Annotated in this window: 28 protein-coding genes; 27 read left to right on the top strand and 1 reads right to left on the bottom strand. The window is 39.6% G+C overall.

Features of this window, described 5'->3' with window-relative positions; translation table 11 throughout:
• Nucleotides 1-274 precede the first annotated feature (274 nt).
• The 18 genes from QNH20_RS19535 (at nucleotide 275) to QNH20_RS19450 (ending at nucleotide 18,765) form a co-directional block, all read left to right on the top strand.
• A complete protein-coding gene (locus tag QNH20_RS19535; protein ID WP_283919634.1) occupies nucleotides 275-928 on the top strand; it encodes a tetratricopeptide repeat protein in 654 nt (217 codons plus the stop codon).
• 33 nt (nucleotides 929-961) lie between these two features.
• Nucleotides 962-3,373: an SF1B family DNA helicase RecD2 gene (gene recD2 / locus QNH20_RS19530; protein ID WP_283919633.1), complete on the top strand. Its 2,412-nt coding sequence runs from the start codon at nucleotides 962-964 to the stop codon at nucleotides 3,371-3,373.
• 33 nt (nucleotides 3,374-3,406) lie between these two features.
• Nucleotides 3,407-3,883, top strand: a complete 477-nt coding sequence (locus QNH20_RS19525) for a PRC-barrel domain-containing protein (protein ID WP_283919632.1) — start codon at nucleotides 3,407-3,409, stop codon at nucleotides 3,881-3,883.
• A 107-nt stretch (nucleotides 3,884-3,990) separates the two neighbouring features.
• Entirely contained in the window at nucleotides 3,991-4,182 is a 192-nt protein-coding gene (locus QNH20_RS19520) for a hypothetical protein (RefSeq protein WP_283919631.1), read from the top strand.
• A 163-nt stretch (nucleotides 4,183-4,345) separates the two neighbouring features.
• On the top strand, nucleotides 4,346-4,480 hold the full coding sequence (locus QNH20_RS19515; RefSeq protein WP_283919630.1) for a YrzQ family protein: 135 nt from the start codon (nucleotides 4,346-4,348) through the stop codon (nucleotides 4,478-4,480).
• An 87-nt stretch (nucleotides 4,481-4,567) separates the two neighbouring features.
• Nucleotides 4,568-5,626, top strand: a complete 1,059-nt coding sequence (locus tag QNH20_RS19510) for an AI-2E family transporter (protein WP_283919629.1) — start codon at nucleotides 4,568-4,570, stop codon at nucleotides 5,624-5,626.
• 481 nt (nucleotides 5,627-6,107) lie between these two features.
• Nucleotides 6,108-8,744 carry an alanine--tRNA ligase gene (alaS, locus tag QNH20_RS19505; RefSeq protein WP_283919628.1) on the top strand — a complete coding sequence of 879 codons (2,637 nt, stop codon included), beginning with the start codon at nucleotides 6,108-6,110 and terminating at the stop codon, nucleotides 8,742-8,744.
• 270 nt (nucleotides 8,745-9,014) lie between these two features.
• Nucleotides 9,015-9,281: an IreB family regulatory phosphoprotein gene (locus tag QNH20_RS19500; protein WP_149871085.1), complete on the top strand. Its 267-nt coding sequence runs from the start codon at nucleotides 9,015-9,017 to the stop codon at nucleotides 9,279-9,281.
• A 3-nt stretch (nucleotides 9,282-9,284) separates the two neighbouring features.
• Nucleotides 9,285-9,701 carry a Holliday junction resolvase RuvX gene (gene ruvX / locus QNH20_RS19495; RefSeq protein ID WP_283919627.1) on the top strand — a complete coding sequence of 139 codons (417 nt, stop codon included), beginning with the start codon at nucleotides 9,285-9,287 and terminating at the stop codon, nucleotides 9,699-9,701.
• A gap of 12 nt (nucleotides 9,702-9,713) precedes the next feature.
• Nucleotides 9,714-10,013, top strand: a complete 300-nt coding sequence (locus tag QNH20_RS19490; RefSeq protein WP_283919626.1) for a DUF1292 domain-containing protein — start codon at nucleotides 9,714-9,716, stop codon at nucleotides 10,011-10,013.
• A gap of 279 nt (nucleotides 10,014-10,292) precedes the next feature.
• Nucleotides 10,293-11,429, top strand: a complete 1,137-nt coding sequence (mltG, locus tag QNH20_RS19485) for an endolytic transglycosylase MltG (RefSeq protein WP_283919625.1) — start codon at nucleotides 10,293-10,295, stop codon at nucleotides 11,427-11,429.
• Between the two features lie 544 nt (nucleotides 11,430-11,973).
• Nucleotides 11,974-12,624: an O-methyltransferase gene (locus QNH20_RS19480; RefSeq protein ID WP_283919624.1), complete on the top strand. Its 651-nt coding sequence runs from the start codon at nucleotides 11,974-11,976 to the stop codon at nucleotides 12,622-12,624.
• A complete protein-coding gene (locus QNH20_RS19475) occupies nucleotides 12,621-13,550 on the top strand; it encodes a peptidase U32 family protein (RefSeq protein WP_283919623.1) in 930 nt (309 codons plus the stop codon). The genes QNH20_RS19480 and QNH20_RS19475 overlap by 4 nt, the downstream gene beginning before the upstream one ends.
• Nucleotides 13,551-13,670: 120 nt before the next feature.
• Entirely contained in the window at nucleotides 13,671-14,912 is a 1,242-nt protein-coding gene (locus QNH20_RS19470; RefSeq protein WP_283923455.1) for a peptidase U32 family protein, read from the top strand.
• A 1-nt stretch (nucleotide 14,913) separates the two neighbouring features.
• Entirely contained in the window at nucleotides 14,914-15,549 is a 636-nt protein-coding gene (gene udk, locus QNH20_RS19465; RefSeq protein WP_283919622.1) for a uridine kinase, read from the top strand.
• 152 nt (nucleotides 15,550-15,701) lie between these two features.
• Complete coding sequence (gene greA / locus QNH20_RS19460; protein ID WP_283919621.1) at nucleotides 15,702-16,178, top strand: transcription elongation factor GreA; 477 nt, start codon at nucleotides 15,702-15,704, stop codon at nucleotides 16,176-16,178.
• Nucleotides 16,179-16,250: 72 nt separating this feature from the next.
• On the top strand, nucleotides 16,251-18,014 hold the full coding sequence (locus QNH20_RS19455) for a peptidoglycan D,D-transpeptidase FtsI family protein (protein WP_283919620.1): 1,764 nt from the start codon (nucleotides 16,251-16,253) through the stop codon (nucleotides 18,012-18,014).
• A 73-nt stretch (nucleotides 18,015-18,087) separates the two neighbouring features.
• Nucleotides 18,088-18,765, top strand: a complete 678-nt coding sequence (locus QNH20_RS19450) for a YrrS family protein (protein WP_283919619.1) — start codon at nucleotides 18,088-18,090, stop codon at nucleotides 18,763-18,765.
• Nucleotides 18,766-18,798: 33 nt separating this feature from the next.
• On the opposite strand, the gene QNH20_RS19445 is transcribed toward QNH20_RS19450, so the two are convergent.
• A complete protein-coding gene (locus QNH20_RS19445; protein WP_283919618.1) occupies nucleotides 18,799-19,002 on the bottom strand; it encodes a DUF2536 family protein in 204 nt (67 codons plus the stop codon).
• Between the two features lie 149 nt (nucleotides 19,003-19,151).
• On the opposite strand from QNH20_RS19445, the gene QNH20_RS19440 reads away from it, so the two are divergent.
• From QNH20_RS19440 to QNH20_RS19400, 9 genes are all read left to right on the top strand, one after another.
• Nucleotides 19,152-19,790 (top strand): class I SAM-dependent DNA methyltransferase, encoded by a 639-nt coding sequence (locus tag QNH20_RS19440; RefSeq protein ID WP_283919617.1) that lies wholly within the window; start codon nucleotides 19,152-19,154, stop codon nucleotides 19,788-19,790.
• 15 nt (nucleotides 19,791-19,805) lie between these two features.
• Nucleotides 19,806-20,501, top strand: a complete 696-nt coding sequence (gene mtnN, locus QNH20_RS19435) for a 5'-methylthioadenosine/S-adenosylhomocysteine nucleosidase (protein WP_283919616.1) — start codon at nucleotides 19,806-19,808, stop codon at nucleotides 20,499-20,501.
• 18 nt (nucleotides 20,502-20,519) lie between these two features.
• Nucleotides 20,520-21,443: a PLP-dependent cysteine synthase family protein gene (locus tag QNH20_RS19430; RefSeq protein ID WP_283919615.1), complete on the top strand. Its 924-nt coding sequence runs from the start codon at nucleotides 20,520-20,522 to the stop codon at nucleotides 21,441-21,443.
• A gap of 1 nt (nucleotide 21,444) precedes the next feature.
• Entirely contained in the window at nucleotides 21,445-22,578 is a 1,134-nt protein-coding gene (locus tag QNH20_RS19425; RefSeq protein WP_283919614.1) for a bifunctional cystathionine gamma-lyase/homocysteine desulfhydrase, read from the top strand.
• A gap of 476 nt (nucleotides 22,579-23,054) precedes the next feature.
• A complete protein-coding gene (locus QNH20_RS19420; protein ID WP_283919613.1) occupies nucleotides 23,055-23,195 on the top strand; it encodes a YrzI family small protein in 141 nt (46 codons plus the stop codon).
• Between the two features lie 24 nt (nucleotides 23,196-23,219).
• Nucleotides 23,220-23,366, top strand: a complete 147-nt coding sequence (locus QNH20_RS19415) for a YrzI family small protein (protein ID WP_349632722.1) — start codon at nucleotides 23,220-23,222, stop codon at nucleotides 23,364-23,366.
• A 30-nt stretch (nucleotides 23,367-23,396) separates the two neighbouring features.
• The gene (locus QNH20_RS19410) at nucleotides 23,397-23,537 is read left to right on the top strand and encodes a YrzI family small protein (protein WP_283919612.1); all 141 of its coding nucleotides are present in this window, start codon (nucleotides 23,397-23,399) and stop codon (nucleotides 23,535-23,537) included.
• 30 nt (nucleotides 23,538-23,567) lie between these two features.
• A complete protein-coding gene (locus QNH20_RS19405) occupies nucleotides 23,568-23,708 on the top strand; it encodes a YrzI family small protein (RefSeq protein WP_283919611.1) in 141 nt (46 codons plus the stop codon).
• Nucleotides 23,709-23,737: 29 nt separating this feature from the next.
• Nucleotides 23,738-23,878 (top strand): YrzI family small protein, encoded by a 141-nt coding sequence (locus tag QNH20_RS19400; RefSeq protein ID WP_283919610.1) that lies wholly within the window; start codon nucleotides 23,738-23,740, stop codon nucleotides 23,876-23,878.
• Nucleotides 23,879-24,125 lie beyond the last annotated feature (247 nt).

Here is a 24,125-nt window from a genome sequence, read left to right as displayed (position 1 = left end):
AAATCGGCGGAATCGCTCTTATAATCCAGTGGGTCACCCTCGAAATGATGCGTTTGGCGGAATTCTTTTGAAGTTTGGCGGAAAAAATACAAAGTTTGGCGGAATCAAGGCTTAGTTTGGCGGAATCTGAACTTTGTTTAGCGGAATAACTCCAAAAATCGGCGGAATTCCTTGCATTCCTGAAACTAAAAACACTGTCGTAACCTATTCTAGCTCTTAAAGTAATTTTTAAATAAAATATGATATACTTTCTCTTAGGATTGGAGTTGAAAACATGGATAATAACCAATTAGGTGTTAAATACATGCAGGAAGGAAACTGGGAGGAGGCGGCAAAGGCTTTTAATGAAGCCATTGAATTAAATCCAAAAGATCCTGTTGCTTATATAAACTTTGGCAATGTCCTCTCTGCTGTTGGAGATGATGAAAAGGCGCTTAATTTTTATAAAAAAGCGCTTGAACTAGATGAAAACGCAGCAGCTGCTTACTATAGTATCGGTAATTTATTATTTTCAAAAGACCTTTTCAACGAAGCTAAAAATATGTTTGAAATGGCGATGAAAAAAGGTCTGGAATCAAGCGACAATTACTTTATGTTAGGATTGACACTCGTCCAGCTTGATCAAGGCAGATTCGCACTCCCATATTTACAAAGAAGTGTTGAACTTAATGAAAATGATGCAGAAGCACGGTTTCAATATGGCTTATGTTTGGCCCAGCTAGAAATGATTGACGAGGCTATCATTCAATTCGAAAAATGTATTGAGTTCGATCAAAACCATTCAGATGCATTTTACAATTTAGGCGTTTCATATGCCTTTAAAGAAAATGCCGTAAGAGCACTGGAAATGTTAAATACAGCACTCGACATTCAACCAGACCATCTACTTGCAAGTCACGCAAAAAAACTTATCGAAAATAACCGATAATTGTTAGCTTTTAATTGAAAGGAGGGAGCCATAATGGAAAAACAAGACTCGCTCGATTTATTCGCGGAGCAGGGAAAGTTCGTCAAAGGTCGGCCGATTGTAACGATTTTTCACAACGAACAAAATCTATATACCGTTTTAAGAATCCGTGTCGATGAAACGAATGATCAATATGATGACAAAGAAGCGGTAATTACCGGCTATTTCCCAAAAATCCATGAACAGGAAACCTATATTTTTTTCGGGGAATTTAAGGAGCATCCAAAATTTGGGGTCCAATTTCATACTAATCATTTTCGGAAGGACATGCCGCAGACAAAGCAAGGAGTGGTCGCTTATTTGTCAGGCGAAATGTTTAAAGGGATTGGGAAGAAAACGGCACAGAACATCGTTGATACATTAGGAGAAAATGCCATCTCCAAGATACTCAATCAGCCATCCTTACTTGATTCCATTCCAAAACTCCCTCCAGAAAAGGCAAAGATACTTTACGATACGCTGATGGAGCATCAAGGGCTTGAGCAGGTCATGGTCGCCTTAAATCAATATGGGTTTGGTCCACAGATTTCGATGCGAATTTATCAAGCTTATAAAGAGGAAACGCTTGAACTAATTCAAAAAAATCCATATAAACTAGTTGAAGATATCGAGGGCATCGGCTTTGGCCGTGCAGATGAGCTTGGCTACCAGCTAGGAATCTCCGGTAACCATCCAGATCGGGTAAAAGCTGCCTGTCTTTACATACTTGAAAGTGAAAGTATGCAAACAGGCCATGTATACATGCATGCTCAAGATTTGCTTGAGCAGGTAAAGGCACTCCTTGAGGACAACAAGCGCGATCAAATTGAATACATAGATATTTCAAATGAGGTCATTAAGCTAGAGGAAGAGGGGAAATTAATTGGTGAAGAAAAACGAATTTATCTCCCTTCCTTATTTTTTGCAGAAAAAGGCCTTGTAACGAGCATAAACCGGATTTTGCAGCAAACGGAATACAAGGACCAATTCCCAGAATCGGAATTCCTCTTGGCATTAGGCAGTTTAGAGGAACGTCTTGGGGTACAGTATGCGCCTACTCAGCGAGAAGCGATTCAAACAGCACTTATGTCCCCGATGCTTATCTTAACGGGTGGACCTGGTACGGGTAAAACGACTGTTATCAAAGGAATTGTTGAACTATACGCAGAACTGCATGGCTGTTCCTTAGAGCTGAAGGATTATCACAAAAAGGATGAGCCGTTTCCGTTTTTACTCGCAGCACCGACCGGACGGGCTGCTAAACGAATGACAGAGTCGACGGGACTGCCTGCTGTAACAATCCACCGATTACTTGGCTTTAACGGGTCCGAAGGTTTTGACCGTGATGATGCAAGCCCCTTAGAGGGAAAAATCCTTATTGTTGACGAGACGTCGATGCTTGATATTTGGCTTGCCAATCAATTGTTTAAAGCACTGCCTGAGAATATTCAAGTCATAATGGTTGGTGATGAAGATCAACTGCCTTCTGTCGGACCAGGACAAGTTTTAAAGGATTTGCTGCTATCTGGGCAGATTCCGACTGTCCGCCTTACCGATATTTACCGGCAAGCAGAAGGGTCTTCTATCATTGAACTCGCACATGATATTAAAAATGGATACCTGCCTGCAAATGTTACCGCAAAGCAAGCAGATCGTTCATTTATTAAATGTACAACGGCACAGGTTGCTCAAGTGGTCGAAAAAGTAGCACTTAATGCAAAAAACAAAGGGTATTCAGCAAAAGATATCCAGGTGTTGGCACCGATGTATAGAGGTCCTGCCGGAATCGACCGCTTAAATGTGCTGCTTCAGGAAATTTTTAATCCGAACCCTGATGGAAAGCGGAAGGAAATTATCTTTGGTGAGGTAAAATACCGAATCGGTGATAAGGTGCTCCAGCTTGTGAACCAGCCGGAAAGCAATGTCTTTAATGGTGATATTGGGGAAATTATCTCGATTATTTATGCAAAGGAAAACACCGAAAAACAGGACATGATCTATATTTCCTTTGAAGGCAATGAGGTAGAATATACGAGGCAGGACTTGAATCAAATTACCCATGCGTACTGCTGTTCGGTACATAAGTCACAAGGAAGCGAATTTCCAATTGTTATTCTACCCATAACAAGAAGTTATTACCGGATGCTGCGGAGAAATTTAATTTATACCGCGATTACGAGAAGTAAACAATCGTTAATTATATGTGGAGAAGAGGACGCTCTCAGAAAGGGTATAGAAAGAGCAGACGAGCTTTTAAGGCAAACGACGCTATGCCAAAAGCTGCAAGAAACTATTTCCGTAAAAAATGTTCGGCCACAAGAAGTGATTCCTGCCAATGGATTGTCGTATGAGGAAGAATTAATGCATGTTAATCCCATGGTAGGGATGGAAAACGTTTCGCCTTATGATTTTATGGTAAATGACTGAAACTATAAATGTTCACAGGAGGTGGGACACTTTTTGCGGACATTTTCTTTATTAAAAGGGCAGCCCGTATTTGAAACAAGAAGTGGAACAAAAGTCGGTGAGATTAGTGACTTATGTATTTCAGGTACCGGAAAAGTAAATGGCCTGCTTGTAAAAAAAGGCGTGTTCTTCAAACAAACTTTTTTTCTGGACATTCAAAAAGTAGCCTCCTTTGGCTGGGATGGCGTTATGGTTGAGGATACTGAGCAATTGCAAAAACTGAATGAGACTCCTGAATATACGTTTAACCATCAACATTCTATAGACGGAATGCTGATGCTTTCAAAGAGCGGTGAGTCGCTCGGATTGTTGAAAGATGTATATTTTCAAGAAGAAGTGGGCACAATCGTAGGGTATGAAATCACGGATGGCTTCTTTTCGGATATCACGGAAGGTAAACAGGTCATTCAATCCAGGAAGCCCTTAGCGATTGGAAAGGATGCCATTATCGTAGATGTAAATGAAAACTAGCCTACTGGCGAGCCTAAGAGGGCTAAGACAGAGGCATAGTTGAATTTATGCGTTCAGAATTTAGGAAATAAGTTCTGTTAGCTAAATGATACGTGAGGTGTCTTTCCATGTTTAAGTGTCCTAATTGTCAAAGTAAGGATATCGGTAAAATTGGTATCAACCAATATTATTGCTGGAACTGTTTTATTGAGCTCACCGTTTCCCAAGGTATAATCAATACCCATCAAGTCGAAGAAGACGGGTCACTAAGTTCATTAGATGACTTGTTTGAAGAAGAAGAGCGTCGTTACACCCTTTAGAAGAAAAGCAGAAGCGCATGTGTAGAAGGGTATAGACTGAAACCCTTCGACTGAAATAAAGAAAACACGGAGAGCAAAACTTTTCCGTGTTGACTTATCGTAGGGAGAAGGGCATAGTACACTAGCTGCTGAAACTAGTCAATACCTAGAAGAGGTGAGACGGATGAATAAAATGATGACGACAATGATTGCTTTTGGTGCTGGCATGGCAGCATATAATATTGTCCAAAGAAATAATATGATGTCAGCCCGCAATGTGAAAAGAATGCAAAGGAAAGTCAGACGAGCGATCTTTTAATGCCAACCCCCCTCAAGTAGTCGAGGGGGTTTTTTGTTGTATATTTCCTCCAATTGTCTCGAAAACTAACCAAAAGGAGGCATGGCAGTGGATATTCGTATGAAATGGTATTACCGAATTGGTTTTTTGCTCCTTTTATTAATTGCCATATTTGTTTTTCTAAAAATTAGTTTCGTATGGATGCCGATTGTAAGGATAGCATCTATCATCATTCTCCCCTTTATTATTGGCGCATTTATTACTTATTTACTTCACCCAATCGTCGAAAAACTACATGAAAAAGGGCTTCATCGTGGGCTTTCGATCATTTTAATATATTTTATTTTTTTTGGCGGAATCGGCGTAGGTCTATATAAAGGAATTCCAGCCATTATTGATCAATTAAAGGACCTTTCTGAGAGTGCACCTGTTTTTGCAGAGCAATACCGAGGCTGGATTTATCAACTCCAATCACACACAAGAGCCTGGCCGGATGGACTGCAGACGCGCATTAATGACGGCATTGATACCTTTGAAAAAAAGATGGACGCGTTACTGACCATCATCGTGAGCATCTTAATGAACTTCTTAAATTCAGCGCTCATCATGCTGATTATCCCATTCATTGCTTTTTATATGTTAAAGGATTTTGCCTTGATTAAACGGGCTCTGTGGTATATTACCCCAAAAAAATGGCGTAAGAAGGGCTCTCTTTTTCTAAAGGATGTCGATGAGTCCCTCGGAAGCTATATTAGGGGGCAGCTCCTTGTTTGTGTCATTATTGGCAGTATCTCAGCCCTGTTATTTTGGGTTTTTCATTTAAAATATCCCTTATTATTAGGTTTGATTGTTGGTGCCACAAATGTAATCCCTTATTTCGGCCCAATTATCGGGGCTGTGCCGGCAGTCATAATTGCAGCCACTACTTCTGTAAAATTAGTGATTATTACCTTAGTGATAGTTTTCGGACTACAATTTCTTGAAGGGAATATATTGTCTCCCTATATTGTCGGAAAAAGCCTGCATATGCACCCATTAGTCATTATGTTTGCGTTAACTGCCGGAGGAGAAATTGGCGGGATTTTAGGGTTGATCTTAGCTGTCCCGGTACTTGCTGTGCTAAAAGTTGGGATTATTCATGCAAAAAATCATTTTAGCCCGCATTAACAGGCAATAAACCATTGTTTTAAGGTAAGAAAAAATATTTTGTAAAATAAAGCCGCCGGTAAAAAACACGATTTATTCAACTAACCAACTGTGGGAAAAAAAGCGTCCAACTGCTGGGAAGCTTCACTTTATCACTGATTCAAATTGACAAACAATAATGTGGTGGCTATAATTCGTCATATAGAATATTTGTTAGAAAATGTAGAAGGATCGAGTATGTTGTAGTCCATCTGTAACGCGTTCAAGCGCAGAAGAGAGGAGCTTCCTTGGCTGAAAGAAGTTCTAGATGAAGAATAACAGAAAGCTAGTCCGGAGTGCAGCTAATCACTGTCGTCATTGCCGCGTTAAGGCTTTATTGAGAGATGAATACATGCTTTTTTGTATTCATAATCAGGGTGGTACCGCGAGGCAAGCTCTCGTCCCTGTTTTTGGGATGAGGGCTTTTTTGTATGCTTTTTAAAAAAAGGAGGAGGTCTAAGATATGAAAAATTTAACAGGATCACAAATCCGCTCAATGTTTTTACAGTTTTTTAACGAAGAAAAAGGACACACCATTGAACCGAGTGCATCGCTCGTTCCACACGATGACCCATCATTGTTATGGATTAATAGCGGTGTTGCAACCTTAAAGAAGTATTTTGATGGACGTGTTGTACCTGAGAATCCAAGGATTACAAATGCACAAAAATCAATTAGAACAAATGACATTGAAAATGTCGGAAAAACAGCACGTCACCATACGTTCTTTGAAATGCTTGGCAATTTTTCCATCGGTGAATATTTCAAACAAGAAGCCATTGAATGGGCATGGGAGTTTTTAACCGATGAAAAATGGATTGGCTGGAACCCAGAGCTTCTATCTGTAACCGTACACCCAGAGGATCATGAAGCATATGAAATTTGGCATAAGACAATTGGTATACCAGAAGAACGAATCATTCGTCTTGAGGGTAACTTCTGGGACATTGGTGAAGGTCCAAGCGGCCCGAATACCGAAATTTTCTATGACCGAGGGCCTGCCTACGGAAATGACCCAAGCGACCCTGAGTTATATCCAGGCGGTGAAAACGAGCGCTACCTTGAAGTTTGGAACCTTGTGTTTTCACAATTTAACCATAATCCTGATGGCACTTATACACCGCTGCCAAAGAAAAATATTGATACTGGAATGGGACTTGAACGAATGGCATCTGTCGTTCAAAATGTTCCAACTAACTTTGATACTGATTTATTTATCCCAATTATTCGGGCAACAGAGGAAATTTCCGGCGGAAAATATGGTGTTGATAAAGAGAGCGATGTTGCCTTCAAAGTAATCGCTGACCATATTCGTACCGTTGCATTTGCTGTCGGGGACGGGGCATTGCCATCAAACGAGGGCCGCGGCTATGTGTTGCGCAGGTTGCTGCGCCGAGCTGTCCGTTATGCAAAACAAATCAATATTAACCGTCCATTTATGTTTGAACTTGTACCTGTCGTAGGCGAAATCATGCAAGATTTCTATCCGGAAGTAAAAGAAAAGACCGATTTCATTCAAAAGGTCATCAAAAATGAAGAAGAGCGTTTCCATGAAACCCTTCATGAAGGCTTAGCTATTTTAGCTAGTGTCATTAAAAAGGAAAAAGAAAAAGGCAGCGATACCATTACTGGTGCTGATGTGTTCCGTCTATATGATACTTATGGTTTTCCGGTAGAACTAACCGAAGAATATGCGGAAGAAGAGGGTATGAAGGTTGACCATCAAGGCTTCGAGGTAGAAATGGATCAGCAGCGTGAGCGTGCCCGGGCAGCTCGTCATGATGTCGATTCGATGCAGGTTCAAGGCGGTGTGCTTCGCGACGTTACCGTTGAAAGTAAATACGTTGGGTATGATGTGCTAGAGACTAACTCAACTGTTGTGGCAATTATTAAAAATGGCGAACTGGTTGAGGAAGCATTAAGCGGTGAAGAAATACAGCTAATTCTGGATGTAACACCATTTTATGCGGAAAGTGGCGGACAGATAGCTGACCGCGGTTTGATTAAAGGTGCAGACGTAACCATTGCTGTTAAGGATGTTCAAAAAGCACCGAATGGTCAAAACCTTCATCAAGTTGTAGTGAAGAACGGTATGTTAAAAACGAATCATCAGGTAACGGCAAAAGTGGATGCTGAAAATCGTGTAAAAATTATTAAAAACCATACCGCTACCCATTTACTTCATCAGGCATTAAAAGATATACTCGGTGAGCACGTAAATCAAGCAGGTTCCTTAGTAGAGCCCGACCGTCTTCGTTTTGATTTTTCGCACTTTGGTCAAATTAAGCCGGAAGAATTGGATCAGATTGAAAGAATTGTGAATGAAAAGATTTGGCAAAACATCGAAGTAGACATCAGCCTAAAACCAATTGCCGAAGCAAAAGCAATGGGAGCAATGGCGCTGTTTGGTGAAAAATATGGTGAGATTGTCCGCGTAGTTAGAGTGGGGGATTATAGTCTTGAGCTTTGCGGCGGTTGTCATGTTCCAAATACATCTGTCATTGGATTATTTAAAATTGTGTCAGAAGGCGGAATTGGTGCTGGAACAAGAAGAATTGAGGCTGTAACTGGTGAATCTGCATACAAATCGCTAAATGATCAAGTAGGTTTGTTAAAGGATGCTGCTGAAAAACTAAAAACAAATCCAAAAGATATTGTTAACCGTATTGATAGTTTAATGGTTGAAATTAAACAGCTGCAGCGGGAAAACGAATCACTTGCAACAAAGCTTGGAAATATTGAAGCTGGCAACCTCGTATCAAAGGCAAAAGATATCGACGGTGTAACGGTTTTAGCAGCGAAGGTTCAGGCAGCAGATATGAATAACTTGAGAAATATGGCCGATGACCTGAAGCAAAAGCTTGGATCTGTTGTCATCGTCCTCGGTAGTGTCCATGAAGGAAAAGTGAATTTAATTTCCGCTGTGACGAAGGATTTAATTGAAAAAGGCTACCATGCAGGGAAACTGATTAAGGAAGTTGCTTCTCGCTGCGGCGGAGGTGGTGGCGGACGCCCAGATATGGCTCAAGCAGGCGGTAAAGATCCTGAAAAACTGGAGTCTGCACTTCAATTCGTAGATGAATGGGTAAAATCCATTTGATAATGGAACAAAGTAGTGTAAAATGTAGGTAACAATTCTAGAATGCGGAAGTGCCTTGACCAGGGGCGATAATGGATGACTTATCGATTGGCAAGAGAAGCGAAGCCGGAGATTAGTCTTCCTTAACGGGAACGATACTAGCCAGGTATAAGACGAGCCGGCGAAGAGGTTGTAACCTCTTTGACGGATGGGATATAAACCTGCGAACCCCTAGGCGCTGTAGCTAGACTTTACAATTCTCTCCTCTATTAGAAAGGCGAGGTGCATGAAATGAGTTCATTTGACAAAACGATGCGATTTAATTTTCCTGAAGAGCCATTTGAACATGACGTGAAGGATGTTCTATTTCAAGTCTATGAGGCATTACAGGAAAAAGGGTATAACCCGATAAATCAAATCGTCGGCTACCTGTTATCCGGTGATCCTGCCTATATTCCTCGTCATCGCGATGCCCGTAACATTATTCGTAAGCTCGAACGGGACGAAATTATTGAGGAATTAGTCAAATCCTATCTAAAACAACAACGAGAGGGTTAAGTAATGCGTGCAATGGGTTTAGACGTAGGCTCAAAAACTGTCGGTGTTGCCCTTAGTGATGAACTAGGGTGGACGGCACAAGGTCTCAAAACCCTCAAAATCAATGAAGAAAAGCAAGAGTTTGGTTTTGAGGAAATTGGTCAATTAATAAAAGAGTATCAAGTCGATACAGTTGTCATTGGTTTTCCTAAAAATATGAACGGGACGGTTGGACCACGCGGGGAAGCAAGTCAGCAATTTGCTGCTGAAATTGCGGAAAGATTTGATGTGCCAACTGTTTTATGGGACGAGCGGATGACAACAATGGCTGCTGAACGTGTTTTACTTGAGGCTGATATCAGCCGTAAAAAGCGGAAGAAGGTCATTGATAAAATGGCAGCAGTGATAATTCTTCAAGGCTATCTTGACAGTAAAAATTAATGAGGTGAAGAAATGACACACGAACATGATCATGAGGATCGCTATATTACTCTTATCGATGATAATGGCGATGAACAATTATTTGAAATACTTTTCACATTTGATTCAGAAGAATTTGAAAAGTCCTATGTATTCTTTTATCCAGTTGGTGAAAATGAAGATGAAGAAGAAGAAATTGACATTCTCACATATGCATACATTCCAACAGAAGATGGCGGTTTCGGCGAATTAATGGAAATCGAAACTGATGAAGAATGGGACATGGTGGAAGAGGTTTTTAATACCTTTAACGAGGAACAAGAGGAACAATAATATTTCAGGAATCGGCTGCTTGTTGGCCGATTCTTTTTTTTTGTGGAAAAGGGGCGGAGCGGCGCAAAAACGAATCATTTTATCCGGTCGAAGTGACTATATACATTTCTTTCCTTTTGATAGGTAAAGCTTAGCTCTGCTCGCACCTCCTATTATTTGACAAATCCAATGATAAATTGACATTTTTCTTACTATATGCTGAAATTGATACATACCTTTATTAATATTTTACAAAAATTAATGCGATATGTTTGATAGGTCAGGGGAAGGGGGAAAAAGATGACGACAGACGAAAAGGGCACAAAAAAAGATGTTATTCGGCAAAAAATGCTTGAGCAGCACCATGAAGCAAAAATTGTCCGCAAGATTGTTTTGATCATATCTATCTTAATGCTATTATTCATAGTCTTAATTGGTGGCGGAGGATATTTCTATATACAATCAGCACTTAAACCTCTTGACTCTTCTAGTAAGAAACAGAAAACAGTCGAAATTCCACTAGGGTCATCTGTTACAGGAATTGCTGAAAAATTAGAAGCAAACGGAATAATAAAAAATGCAAAAGTATTTAAGTATTATGTAAAACTGAAAAATGAAGGCGGATTTATGGCTGGGGATTATCAGCTAAGCCCATCGATGGATGTCCCTGAAATTGTCAGCCGTTTAAAAACGGGCAAAGTGCTGGCGAAAGCTAGTTTTAAAATTACGGTTCCAGAAGGACAGCAGCTTAAGGAAATTGCCGCTATAATGGCAAAAGCTACAAACCAAAAGGAAGATGATGTGTTTAATAAATTAAATGACAAAGAATTTATTAAAACACTAATGGCCAAATACCCAGATATTTTAACAGATGAAATTTTGCATTCGACAGTGAAATATCCACTCGAAGGCTACTTATATCCGGCAACCTATCCATTTTATAAGCCAAATCCATCTGTTGAAGAAATGGTCACGGCAATGTTAGATAAAACAAGGAACGTTCTATCTGATTACACAGAAGAAAGTAACAAAAAAAAGCTGTCAATTCATCAATTATTAACAATGGCCTCATTAGTGGAGGAAGAAGCTACAGAAAAAGCCGACCGTAAAATGATCGCAAGTGTTTTCTACAATCGTATGAAAAAGGGAATGCCCTTGCAAACAGATCCAACTGTTTTATATGCCCAAGGGAAACATAAAGACAAGGTTTTATATGAGGATTTAGAAGTGGATTCACCTTATAATACGTATAAAAATAAAGGTCTTCCACCAGGTCCAATAGCAAATGCTGGAAAGATGTCGGTTGAGGCGGCACTGGAGCCAGCGGAAACAGATTTTTATTACTTCCTAGCAACCGCTGACGGAGATGTTATTTTTACAAAAACATTGGATGAACATAATCAGGAAAAAGCTAAGCATATTTCCAATAAAAAATAATTATTTCATGGGGAAAGATTAGCATTCCCCTTTTTTTTATGGTAAAATAACTCAGGTGTTTTAATAAGTATTTTATAGCGTACCTCACAGTAGTGTATTTTGCGGGTGTATCTGCCTAAAAACGTACTGAGTTGAATCCTTCAGCTCGTTATTTCCTGTGAACGCTATTTTTTCATGTCTAAAGAGCATAATGATGGTAGATAATTTATAGTATTTGACTTTTAGAATTGTCCAGCTGCAGCGCCCAGCGACTATTGGTCATCACTCCTTCCTAAGATAAGTCGACATCGGATTACTTTATCTCAGTCGGACTGGCCCTCTGGCCATACGTTGCTAAACGATGTGTTCGCTTTTCTATCAAAAATGCTTTTATCCCGCATTAACGGGCAGTAAGATCCCCACTTCATTACTTCGAGGTACAAGAAGGATAAGTAGGGGATCAACTGCCCGTAAAAGCCCGATTGGTTCAACTAACAATCAGTGGGGGATGAGAAAAACCCCCACTGATTGAAGTTTCACTTTATAGAATTGAGGTGACGGCAGCTTGTTGAATGAGAGGCTGCATTTTTATATTGAAGGTCTAATTTCAGCACGCATCCCGTTGTTTACTGAAATGGAAAGTTATGCAAAAAAACATAATGTCCCTATTATGGAGCTAGCTGGGATCGAAACCATGCTGCAATTATTGCGAATTCATCACTCGAAACAGATTCTTGAAGTGGGAACAGCGATTGGTTATTCGGCGTTAAGAATGGCAAATACTCTCCCAAAGGCACAAATTGTTACAATTGAACGGGATAAGGAACGGCTTCATGTTGCTAAAGAATTTATCGAGAGATCTGAGAATGGTGAGCAAATTACCTTAATTGAAGGTGATGCCTTGGAGGTTGAAGATCTTGTTCAGGGACAGGCTCCATTCGATGCCATTTTTATTGATGCTGCTAAAGGACAATACAAAAAGTTTTTTGAGATATATGAAAAATATCTTAGTCACGATGGAATGATTATTACGGATAATGTGCTGTTTAAAGGTCTTGTTGCTGAACAAGAGATTGAATCAAAAAGAACTCGTAATCTTGTAAAGAAAATTGATGAATTTAACCATTGGTTAATGAATCATCCGGATTATCACACCGTGATTCTGCCTGTTGGGGATGGGGTCGCAATTAGCAAAAGAAGAGGTGGGAGAAAATGAAGAAAACAGAATTACTTGTCACTCCATTAACAGTCGACGATATTTTGCCACTAGCAGAAGCAGGGGCAGATGCCTTTGTTGTCGGTGAGCAGCGATATGGATTACGACTTGCTGGAGAATTCAACCGTGAGGATGTTCAAAGAGCGATTGACCTAGCCCACAACAAGGGGAAAAAAGTTTATGTTGCGATGAATGCCATTTTTCACAATGAAAAAATAGACGAACTTGCTGGCTATATTCAATTTGCAGCAGCTGCAAAGGCAGATGCAATTATTTTTGGTGACCCAGCTGTATTAATGACTGCAAAAGAAGTGGCACCAGAAATGAAGCTTCATTGGAGTACAGAGACAACTGGCACGAATTGGTATACGTGTAATTATTGGGGCAGAAAAGGTGCGAAAAGGGCGGTTCTAGCTCGTGAAATCAACATGGATGCCATTGTCGAAATAAAGGAAAATGCAGAAGTGGAAATTGAAGTACAGGTTCATGGAATGAGCTGTATGTTCCAATCTAAACGCTCTCTCCTTGGTAACTATTATGAGTACCAAGGGAAAGTCATGGAGATTGAAAATCGTAAGATGGAAAAAAATATGTTTTTGCACGATAAAGAACGTGAGAATAAATATCCGATCTTTGAAGATGAGAACGGTACGCATATCATGAGTCCAAATGATATTTGTATCATTGATGAGCTGCAAGAAATGCTAGAAGCCGGTGTTGATTCTTTTAAAATTGATGGAATCTTAAAGAGCCCGGAATATATTCTGGCTGTGACAAGAATTTATCGTGAAGCAATTGATTTATTTTTCGAAGATCCAGAGGCTTATGATGACAAAAAGGACGAGCTGCTTGCGGAAATCGAGAAAATTCAACCAGAGAATCGTTCGTTAGATACAGGATTCTTTTTCAAAGAGACAGTTTATTAACTTAAAAAGCGAAAGCGCCTTGCTCAGGGGCTTAAGTTCCCGAGCCTCTATGCGCTGCAGCTAAACATTTATTATAGGAGGGGTTCAATCGTGAATACAGGTATAGATAAAATTTCTGAGATGATCGATGGGAAACGTGTCATTGTGAAGAAGCCGGAACTCCTTGCTCCAGCAGGCAATCTGGAAAAATTAAAAATTGCAGTTCAATATGGAGCCGATGCTGTGTTTATCGGTGGTCAAGAATACGGACTTCGTTCAAACGCGGATAATTTTACATTTAAAGAAATGAAAGAAGGCGTTGAGTTCGCCAAAAAATTTGGTGCAAAGATTTACGTAACTACAAATATTTTTGCTCATAACGAAAATATTGACGGTTTAGAGGAATATATACTTGGCTTAAAGGAAACAGGAATTGCAGGGATTATTGTCGCCGATCCTCTAATTATTGAAACATGCCAGCGTCTTGCTCCAGAGATTGAAATCCATATTAGTACACAGCAATCACTTTCCAACTGGAAAGCCGCCCAGTTTTGGAAAGAGTCAGGGGCAGAAAGGGTAGTACTAGCACGTGAGGTAAGTGCGGAAGAAATTAGAGAAATGAAGGAAAAGGTCGATGTTGAGATCGAAACCTTTATTCATGGAGCAATGTGCATTGCTTACTCCGGACGTTGTACATTGAGCAACCATATGACTGCAAGGGATTCTAACCGCGGTGGTTGCTGCCAATCGTGCCGCTGGGATTATGATCTTTACAAACTCGAGGACAGTAATCAGGAAGTAACTCTTTTTGAAGATGGGGATGACCCGTTTGCGATGAGCCCAAAGGATCTTAATTTAATTCAAGCAATTCCAAAAATGATTGAGCTAGGAATTGACAGTTTGAAAATTGAAGGCCGAATGAAATCGATTCATTACATTGCAACAGTCGTAAGTGTTTATCGGAAAGTTATTGACGCTTATTGCGCTGATCCAGAGAATTTTGTGATTAAGCGTGAATGGTTAGAGGAACTTGATAAATGCGCTAACCGTGAGACTGCACCTGCATTTTTTGAAGGAGTGCCGGGGTATAAAGAGCAAATGTTTGGTAATCATAGCAAAAAGACAAAGTTTGAGTTTGTCGGTCTTGTGCTGGATTACAACGAAAAAACTCAAATGGTTACATTGCAGCAGCGAAACCATTTTAAACCAGGGGACGAAGTCGAATTCTTCGGACCGGAAATTCAGAACTTTACACATGTGGTTAATAAAATTTGGGATGATAAAGGTAATGAATTGGATGCAGCTAGGCATCCTCTTCAAATTGTACAATTTAAATTGGACAAACCGGTATACCCTAACAACATGATGCGAAAGGAGAACTAGTATGATGCGCAAACCGGTTGTTATTGGTGTAACCGGCGGCTCTGGCTCCGGAAAAACCAGTGTAACAAAAGCCATTTATGAAAGTTTAAAAGATCATTCCATTTTGGTACTAGAACAGGATTATTATTATAAGGATCAAACTAATGTGCCGTTTGAAGAACGATTAAAAACAAATTATGATCACCCACTTGCCTTTGATAATGATTTACTTATAGAACATATCCAAAAGCTGTTACGCTATGAAGTGATTGAAAAACCTGTTTATGATTACTCCATCCATACCCGTTCAGACAAGATTATTCCCGTCGAACCGCAAGATGTTATTATATTAGAGGGAATTTTAGTACTTGAAGATGAGCGTCTGCGTAATTTAATGGACATTAAATTGTACGTAGATACAGATGCAGATTTGAGAATCATCCGCCGTTTAACCCGTGACATTAGAGAACGCGGGCGGACGTTTGATTCCGTAATTGATCAATATTTAAATGTGGTTCGCCCAATGCATAATCAGTTTATTGAACCTACTAAGCGTTATGCGGATGTCATCATCCCAGAAGGCGGACATAACCATGTTGCAATTGATATAATGGTCACAAAAATTCAAACAATTCTTGAACAAAAGTCATTTTTATGACACAATATCAAAAGATAAGGATTTAATAAATATTTAAAGTGCGCGCCCTTATACAAGGACGCGCTCCTATGTATTTGTCATAGGCAAACAATCTACATATACTACATACACAATTCTAATGGGGGTTGTGAAGACTAGAAGGAGTGAAGGTTTTGGCTACAGAGAAAGTATTTCCAATGACACAAGCAGGAAAAGACAAACTTGAACAAGAACTTGAATATTTAAAATCAGTGAAACGTAAAGAAGTGGTAGAAAGAATTAAAATCGCAAGAAGTTTTGGTGATTTATCAGAAAACTCTGAGTACGATTCTGCGAAAGAAGAACAGGCATTTGTTGAGGGCCGAATTACAACATTAGAAAATATGATTCGCAATGCTAAGATTATTGCTGAAGGAGAAATGGCAGGCGATTCTGTAACATTAGGCAGGTCTGTTACATTTATTGAGCTTCCGGATGGGGAAGAAGAAACCTATTCTATTGTGGGTAGTGCTGAGGCAGATCCGTTTGAAGGGAAAATTTCGAACGACTCGCCAATTGCTAAAAGCCTTTTAGGTAAAAAGGTTGGCGATCAAGTATCTGTACAAACACCAGGCGGTGAAATGAGCGTCCGTATTGTCAGCATCAAATAATTGAAATTATATATTTAAGATAATTGTTTGAAATTTAGAAACCTCGTCAAAACTTTTGACGAGGTGTTTTTTATGTGGAGAAGACGGGCACTTGGATGGCTTTTCATTTGTATAACAAGTTTGGTGTTGCTTCTAGTGCGCTTAATGCAAATTCAACTGATCGAGACAAAGACATTTTCGAAACATAATGTAAATTTACTTGAGGAAAGTGTCAAACAAAGAACACAGGAGCTGGTGATTGATAATGGCAGAGGCAATTTCCTTGACCGAAATGGGGTCATGCTGACGCACAAAAAGGTTGCTGTTCTAGTCCTTTTTCCATTTTTAAAAAAGATGGATTGGGAGGCTAAAAAGGTTTCTGAGATTTCTGGAATCTCGGAAGATGTGCTGAAAATCGCTGTAGAAGGGGCTAAAAAGCCCTTTGCCTTCGGTGATCCGCAGCCAGTTGAACTGACTTCGTCCCAAATGGAGAGAATTAATGGCTTAAAAATTCCTGGAGTTTTTGCAATTGAAAAGAAGTTTGAACGCTCTGAAGTACCAGCGGAACAGTTAATTGGCCTAACAGGCGAAAATCCAAAGGAATTAAAGAACCGTTATCCAAACAAGGACCTATCGGAGAAGACCTTGCTTGGTGTATCAGGGCTTGAGGAAAGTTTTGATGAATTCCTTCTCCCTGAAGGGAAATCAAAGCTTGTATACCACGTAGATGGCTCTGGAGGACCACTGTTCGGGATCGATGTTAAATATGTTGATCCCGCAAATCCATTTTATCCTGTAAATGTGCGGACAACCCTTGATAAAAACCTCCAGCAGAAAGCAGAGGGTCTTGTTGAACGGTATCAAATAAAAAAAGGCGGCCTGGTTCTTCTCGATATTGAGGACAATAGTGTGCTCGCGATGGTATCACGGCCATCGATTAATAAAAAGGACCCCTATAGCGGCGGGGGGATTACAAATATGATGGTGAAGCAGCAGATTGTCGGCTCCGTATTTAAAACTGTTGTTGCTGCAGCCGCAATCGACGAAAATTTTGATGACCCAACCCGCTTTTTTGACTGCAGTAAAAAAATTAATGGCAAACCGGAACTTAAGTACAATTATGGAATGTTGGATTTTGTGACTAGCTTTTCCAGAAGCTGTAATCGTACATTTGGAGAGCTGGCAAAGGAACTACAAAAGACAAATCCTCATATTCTTGAAGATTATGCGGCTAAATTATCACTTACTGGCTCTGTAGGATGGAAGGGGGATGTTTATCATACAAGTGACTTCAAACAATTTGCAGATGAAGATAAAGGCAGGGTCTTTTTGTCTGATGAGGCAAGAAAAGATGCTAACTTTGCTGCAATGTCTGGAATTGGCCAGCATGAAGTCCGAGTCACCCCTATAGCTGTAGCCAATATGATGGCAACGATTGCTAGAGGCGGTAAAAAAGAGGCAGTAAGAGCTGTTTCAAAAATTGAGTATAAAAACGGAACAACGATGGTTGATTTTCCTGAACAAAGTATAAAAGGAGATACCATTTCTCCTTACACTGCGATGAAGCTGCAAAAGCTGCTTCGGGAAGTGGTATTAAACCCTAATGGTACGGGAAGGTGGTTTAAAGACTTGCCGTATGAGGTGGCAGGTAAATCAGGGACTGCCGAAACAGGAAAATATGAAGATGGGAAGCAACTGCATAATAAATGGTTTGCTGGTTATTTCCCCTATCAAAATCCAAAATACGTCCTTGTAGCCGCGAATTTGGATGTGGTGGATTCGGAGGGTGGGGTTAATTTGTTATTTGCTGATATGGTAAAAATGTTGTATGAAAAAAATCATAGCAATGAGGAGTAAAATGGTTTTCCCTTCAAGTTCTCTTTAAATCATGTTAAAATATTGAGAGCCTTATTTATACGGAGGGATAAATTTGAGTAATGATTTCAATTCTAATTCGCGTTCAGGATATCGTGCGAAAAGAAAAAAAACGAATATCGTTTTAAATAGTTTAATCGTCATTGTCCTGCTATTGATTATTTTTGTTGCTTATAATATTTTTGCCTCAGGCAGTGATGATAAAGCAGCACCGAAGAAACAAGAACCAAAAACAGAACAAAAAGAAACAACTCAAAAAGAAACAGCAACTAAAGAGAAAAAGGCCAAAGTGGATAAAAAGGTCGATAAGGATGATCGTTCTACTGACAATGCAAAAGAAGATGATCAAGAAAGTGAGGAAGCCTCCACTCCTGAAAAGGCAGATGAATCACAGGCGGTAGTTTCAGACGGGGGCAGTTCTTCGAATGTTCTTAAAACAATCCAGAATCCGAGTTGGAAGCCTGTTGGTACCACCCAATCAGGAGAACACACGCCAACTTATAGTGGTGTTGATTGGGATGAAATGCTGAATGCCATCTCCTATGCAACAGGACTTGACCAGAGTAATATGAAGGTTTATTGGCTAGGTAGTGATAAGTCTACCTCCAATGCATCAACCGGTACAGTATACTCTAATGATAAACAACAAAAATATAGAGTTTTTATTAAATGGGTTGATGGTGAAGGCTGGATACCGACAAAGGTCGAAGAACTAGCTGAACTTGAGAAATAAAGGAAAAAGGATGGGCCAATAAGGGGCACCATCCTATTTCTTTTTAAAATGAACAACCGCCGTAAAGTATGTTTGTCCATTTTCGTTCACATGCATTTGGTGGGATACGGATTGGACCCCAAGTAGGATTGCTCTATTCTCATCAACCTGTGATTCAATCTTTTTTTGCAATGTTTTAAGATTATTGGCCTCGAAAAATTCAATTTTATCCTCAATCAAATCAAACTGAAAATTCACTTAGATCATCCTTTCTATACATCCATTTTAGTTATTTCTTACCATACTGGCAATGCATTTGAATAAATGTGAGAAGTATGATAACATAATTTCAACTCAATTCATAGTATACTCATAGGAATTATATGCTATTTTGGAGAGTGGAAAATATGGGGAGAGAGTTTCTTGAAATTTTTGAGCAATGGGCAGATTCATATGATGATACAGTCGTTGGTCATGATTTAGAATATAAAGAAGTTTTTTCACATTATGAACAAATTTTAGATGCTGTTGCTGCTCGTTCAATTGGTCATGTAGTGGAATTTGGTGTCGGTACGGGGAACCTGACACAAAAGCTATTGGCTGTAGGGCTTAGGGTGACTGGAGTAGAGCCATCACCATCAATGAGGAAAATTGCTGAGCAAAAACTTGCTGGTAATGCGGTAATTCTCGATGGTGATTTTCTTCATTTTCCAGAAGTGAAGAAAATTGATACATTTGTCAGTTCGTATGCCTTCCATCATCTTACCGATAACGAAAAAGCAGAAGCTGTTACTCACTATGGCAAGCTCCTCTCAAAAGATGGTAGAATAGTGTTTGCGGATACGATGTATGAATCCGAGGAAGATCATTATAATGCGATCGTAAAAGCAAAAAATGACGGCTTTCATAACCTGGCAAAAGATCTGGAAACTGAATATTATACAACGATTCCGTTTTTAAAATCTATTTTAGAAAAAAATAGTTTTAGCGCCACGTTCACAAGGATAAACGATTTTGTCTGGTTAATGGAAGGTGTAAAACAATAAGAAAGAGGTTAATCAATGAAAATCGCCATCATCGGAGCAATGGAAGAAGAAGTAACTTTACTACGAGACAATATTGAGGAACAAACACAAGAAACAGTCGCAGGTTGTGAATTTACATTTGGAAAGATGCACGGTGCAGATGTCATCCTGCTGCGGTCGGGGATTGGGAAGGTAAATGCGGCTATGTCAACAACCATCCTGCTTGAAAAATATAAGCCTGATTGTATTATCAATACCGGTTCAGCAGGAGGCTTTAATCCTTCACTTAATGTAGGGGATGCTGTTATCTCAACGGAAGTCCGCCATCATGATGTCGATGTAACCGCATTTGGTTATGAATATGGTCAGGTTCCCCAGCTTCCGGCAGCGTTTTTAGCTGATGAAAAATTAATTTCTGTCGCAGAAACAGCTGCAAAAGAATTAGAAAATTTCCAAATTGTGAAGGGCTTAATTGTGACGGGTGATTCTTTTATGGAAGATCCGGTACGTGTCGATTTTGTACGGTCAAAATTTGAGGCTTTACAGGCGGTTGAAATGGAGGCTGCTGCGATTGCACAAGTGGCTCATCGCTTCGCTGTACCTTTTGTAATTATCCGTTCTCTGTCGGATATCGCCGGAAAAGAATCAGAAATTTCGTTTGATCAATTTATTGATAAGGCAGCGACTAATTCGGCTACATTGGTGATGAAAATGGTGGCAGCTATACGATAGGTTTACAGGGGTGGAGAGATGCAGGTCTACAAAAATGTTCATGAGCTAATTGGGCACACACCAATCGTGGAAATTACCCAATTTCCTTTGCCGGAAGGGGTTCGAATATTTGCCAAACTTGAGTTCCTGAACCCTGGGGGAAGTGTCAAAGACCGACTTGGAATAGAGCTGTTAAGTGAGGCGTTTTCGAGCGGGAAACTTAGAGAGGGTGGAACGGTTATTGAGCCGACTGCCGGAAATACTGGAATTGGTTTAGCACTTGCTGCGATTAATAAAGGGATTCAAGTTATTTTTTGTGTGCCTGAAAAATTCAGTATGGAAAAGCAGGCAATCATGAAAGCACTTGGTGCTAAAATCGTTCATACTCCAACAGAGCAAGGCATTATGGGGGCGATTGCTAAAGCAGAGGAGCTGCTTAAAGAAATTCCTAATTCCTATTGTCCTCAGCAATTTGCCAATCCTGCCAATCCTGCTACTTATTATAAAACATTAGGGCCTGAGCTCTGGGATCAACTCGATGGTAAAATTAATGTTTTTATTGCTGGAGCAGGTTCTGGAGGTACGTTTATGGGAACTGCTCGTTATTTGAAAGAACAACAGAATCAAATAAAAACGGTCATTGTCGAGCCAGAAGGGTCAATATTGAATGGTGGTCAATCCGGCCCGCATAAAACGGAGGGTATTGGCATGGAATTCTTGCCTCCATTTATGGAACCCGCCTATTTTGATGCCATTCATACCGTTGCTGATGATGATGCCTTTTCCTTTGTTAAAGAGTTGGCCGCAAAAGAGGGACTGCTTGTGGGCAGCTCTTCCGGTGCAGCCTTTTATGCAGCTCTAAAAGAGGCTGAAACAGCAGAGGCAGATACGAACATCGTGGTTATTTTTCCAGACGGTAGTGAACGATATTTAAGCAAAAAGATCTTTGAAGGGGGGATTTAGGGTGAGAAGAAAGACGAAATTGATTCATGGCGGCATCAGTGAAGATCCAGCAACCGGTGCTGTCTCATTCCCGATTTATCAAGTTAGTACTTATAAACAGGAGGGTGTCGGCGGGCATAAAGGATTTGAATATTCCCGTACTGGAAATCCTACGAGACATGCACTTGAAGAGCTGATAAAAGATATCGAAGGCGGTAAAGCAGGATTTGCTTTTGGCTCTGGGATGGCGGCAATTACGGCTGTCATAATGCTATTTAACAGCGGTGATCACGTCATCTTAACGGATGATGTTTACGGTGGAACATTCCGTGTTATGACTAAGGTTTTGAATCGTTTCGGAATTGATTCAACATTTGTTGATACTAGTGATTTAGAGAAAATTAAAAGTGAAATTAAACCAAACACCCGGGCTGTTTATTTAGAAACACCGACAAATCCACTTTTAAAGGTTACAGATATCGAAGCTGCTGCACAGCTTGCAAAAGAACATGGGCTATTAACAATTGTTGATAATACATTCTCGACTCCATATTGGCAAAATCCACTGGAGCTTGGCGCTGATATTGTTCTGCATAGTGCAACGAAATACATTGGCGGCCATAGCGATGTAGTGGCTGGATTAGTGGTTGTAAATAGTGAAAAGCTCGCAGAAGATCTTCACTTTGTGCAAAACTCTACTGGCGGTGTTTTGGGGCCTCAGGATTCATGGCTGTTAATTAGGGGGATCAAAACATTGGGGATACGGATGGAGGAAACCGAAGCGAATACGAAAGCAATAGTTGAGTTTTTACAAGGTCATTCGAAGGTTAAAAAAGTATTCTATCCTGGCATAGAAACACATCCAAATCATGACATTGCTAAGAACCAGTCAAGAGGTTTTGGCGGTATGGTTTCATTTGATGTTGGCAGTGCAGAAAATGCAGACCAATTACTCAGCAAGGTGAAATATTTTACATTAGCTGAAAGTCTTGGAGCTGTAGAAAGCTTAATCTCCGTTCCAGCAAGAATGACCCATGCCTCTATTCCAACAGAGCGAAGAGCAGAACTTGGCATCACAGACGGCTTAGTACGTATCTCAGTCGGACTAGAAGATATTGAAGATCTAATTGAGGATCTCACCCAGGCATTAGAATAAGTAAAGAGAGGTTTGACCATTGGGTCAAACCTCTTTTATATATGGTTTCGCAAATAAACCGCCAATCTTTAAGGCTTTTTAATTATTTTTTTGAAAATTTATTCAAAAAGGTTTACAAAGTACATATGCGTGGATATAATTACCGTAGTAAGTAAAAAATTCCAAAGGAGGTCGAAGAAAATGATGTTATGGGCAATTGCAGCTGGCACTGGCATGAAAACTGTATATTTGAATATCACGCATTCGACCAGATTGGAATGGGTTGCTTAACAATTTGTTACAATACATATCCATGCCGCAGGGAGAATGACGCCTTGCGGTATTTTTGTGTCTAAAAAATGCTGGCCGCAGGGGGACTCTTTTCTTCTTGCGGCCTTTTTGTGCCCTTTTTTCGCGCAATTTGGATATATCTTGCATAAATTAGAAATGTTGCTGAACCAAATGACTAAATAATCTTTTTTAAGGAGGTGGTATGAATGACCCTAAATATTTTATTCTTCTCAATTACAATTAAAAAAAGAAACATAAGTATTGAAGAAGCGGTAAACCAGGAAATGGTTGAAAAACTTTATGATCAATACAAAGACCGCCAAATTTCCATGCATCAATTCATGTAAAACATTTATTAATAAAGGAAGTGAATCAGAATAACTTTAAATATCTTATTTTTCTCAATCACCTTTAAAAAACGTGAAGTAAGTCTTGAAGAAGCGGTAAACCAGGAAATGGTTGAAAAGCTTTATGATCAAAACAAAGACCGCCAAATATCCATGCACCAATTCATGTAAACCAGTTATTAAAAAAGGAAGTGAATCAGAATGACCTTAAATATCTTATTTTTCTCAATTACCTTTAAAAAACGTGAAGTAAGTCTTGAAGAAGCAGTAAACCAGGAAATGGTTGAAAAACTTTATGATCAATACAAAGACCGCCAAATATCCATGCACCAATTCATGTAAACCAGTTATTAAAAAAGGAAGTGAATCAGAATGACTTTAAATATCTTATTTTTCTCAATTACCTTTAAAAAACGAGAAGTAAGTCTTGAAGAAGCGGTAAACCAGGAAATGGTTGAAAAGCTTTACAATCAAAACAAGGACCGCCAAATATCCATGCATCATTTCGTTTAAAAATCCTTTATAAAAGGAAGTGAATCAAAATGACTCTTAATATTTTCTTTTTAACGATTTCCATTAATAAGCGTAAAATCAGTCTTAATGAAGCTGTTCATCAAGAAATGGTTGAAAAGCTTTATGAAAAAAATAAGGATCGTCAAGCATCCATGTACCGGGTTATGTAAGCAGTAAAAAAATTCAATGTGAAGAAAGGTGGTTTTTAGAATGATGTTTTTTCTAATGCAAGGACGAGGGGCTAGCTTATGGGATATGAAGGATACCACCTAGCCGAACATTATTATAGGAGGTAACGAAAATGCCGCTGCATATATTATTTTTGTCGCTTATATTTAAACCAAGGAAAAAAGAATCTAAATGATAATTAGTGTTCTAATATTATTGATGCTTTGTTAACAAAATGTTCACTTTTCC

The organism is Neobacillus sp. WH10 (assembly GCF_030123405.1).
GTDB lineage: Bacteria > Bacillota > Bacilli > Bacillales > Cytobacillaceae > Neobacillus.
This window is presented reverse-complemented; position numbering and strand designations above follow the sequence as displayed.

Excerpts from the sequence above, each read along its gene's own strand:
- recD2 (WP_283919633.1), top strand. The coding sequence starts at position 962 with ATGGAAAAACAAGACTCGCTCGATTTATTCGCGGAGCAGGGAAAGTTC.
- ruvX (WP_283919627.1), top strand. The coding sequence starts at position 9,285 with ATGCGTGCAATGGGTTTAGACGTAGGCTCAAAAACTGTCGGTGTTGCC.
- QNH20_RS19455 (WP_283919620.1), top strand. The coding sequence starts at position 16,251 with ATGTGGAGAAGACGGGCACTTGGATGGCTTTTCATTTGTATAACAAGT.
- QNH20_RS19405 (WP_283919611.1), top strand. The coding sequence starts at position 23,568 with ATGACTTTAAATATCTTATTTTTCTCAATTACCTTTAAAAAACGAGAA.
- QNH20_RS19470 (WP_283923455.1), top strand. The coding sequence starts at position 13,671 with ATGATCGATGGGAAACGTGTCATTGTGAAGAAGCCGGAACTCCTTGCT.
- QNH20_RS19500 (WP_149871085.1), top strand. The coding sequence starts at position 9,015 with ATGAGTTCATTTGACAAAACGATGCGATTTAATTTTCCTGAAGAGCCA.
- QNH20_RS19430 (WP_283919615.1), top strand. The coding sequence starts at position 20,520 with ATGCAGGTCTACAAAAATGTTCATGAGCTAATTGGGCACACACCAATC.
- QNH20_RS19410 (WP_283919612.1), top strand. The coding sequence starts at position 23,397 with ATGACCTTAAATATCTTATTTTTCTCAATTACCTTTAAAAAACGTGAA.
- QNH20_RS19515 (WP_283919630.1), top strand. The coding sequence starts at position 4,346 with ATGAATAAAATGATGACGACAATGATTGCTTTTGGTGCTGGCATGGCA.
- udk (WP_283919622.1), top strand. The coding sequence starts at position 14,914 with ATGATGCGCAAACCGGTTGTTATTGGTGTAACCGGCGGCTCTGGCTCC.
- QNH20_RS19490 (WP_283919626.1), top strand. The coding sequence starts at position 9,714 with ATGACACACGAACATGATCATGAGGATCGCTATATTACTCTTATCGAT.
- mltG (WP_283919625.1), top strand. The coding sequence starts at position 10,293 with ATGACGACAGACGAAAAGGGCACAAAAAAAGATGTTATTCGGCAAAAA.
- QNH20_RS19475 (WP_283919623.1), top strand. The coding sequence starts at position 12,621 with ATGAAGAAAACAGAATTACTTGTCACTCCATTAACAGTCGACGATATT.
- QNH20_RS19420 (WP_283919613.1), top strand. The coding sequence starts at position 23,055 with ATGACCCTAAATATTTTATTCTTCTCAATTACAATTAAAAAAAGAAAC.
- mtnN (WP_283919616.1), top strand. The coding sequence starts at position 19,806 with ATGAAAATCGCCATCATCGGAGCAATGGAAGAAGAAGTAACTTTACTA.
- alaS (WP_283919628.1), top strand. The coding sequence starts at position 6,108 with ATGAAAAATTTAACAGGATCACAAATCCGCTCAATGTTTTTACAGTTT.
- QNH20_RS19535 (WP_283919634.1), top strand. The coding sequence starts at position 275 with ATGGATAATAACCAATTAGGTGTTAAATACATGCAGGAAGGAAACTGG.
- QNH20_RS19440 (WP_283919617.1), top strand. The coding sequence starts at position 19,152 with ATGGGGAGAGAGTTTCTTGAAATTTTTGAGCAATGGGCAGATTCATAT.
- QNH20_RS19400 (WP_283919610.1), top strand. The coding sequence starts at position 23,738 with ATGACTCTTAATATTTTCTTTTTAACGATTTCCATTAATAAGCGTAAA.
- QNH20_RS19520 (WP_283919631.1), top strand. The coding sequence starts at position 3,991 with ATGTTTAAGTGTCCTAATTGTCAAAGTAAGGATATCGGTAAAATTGGT.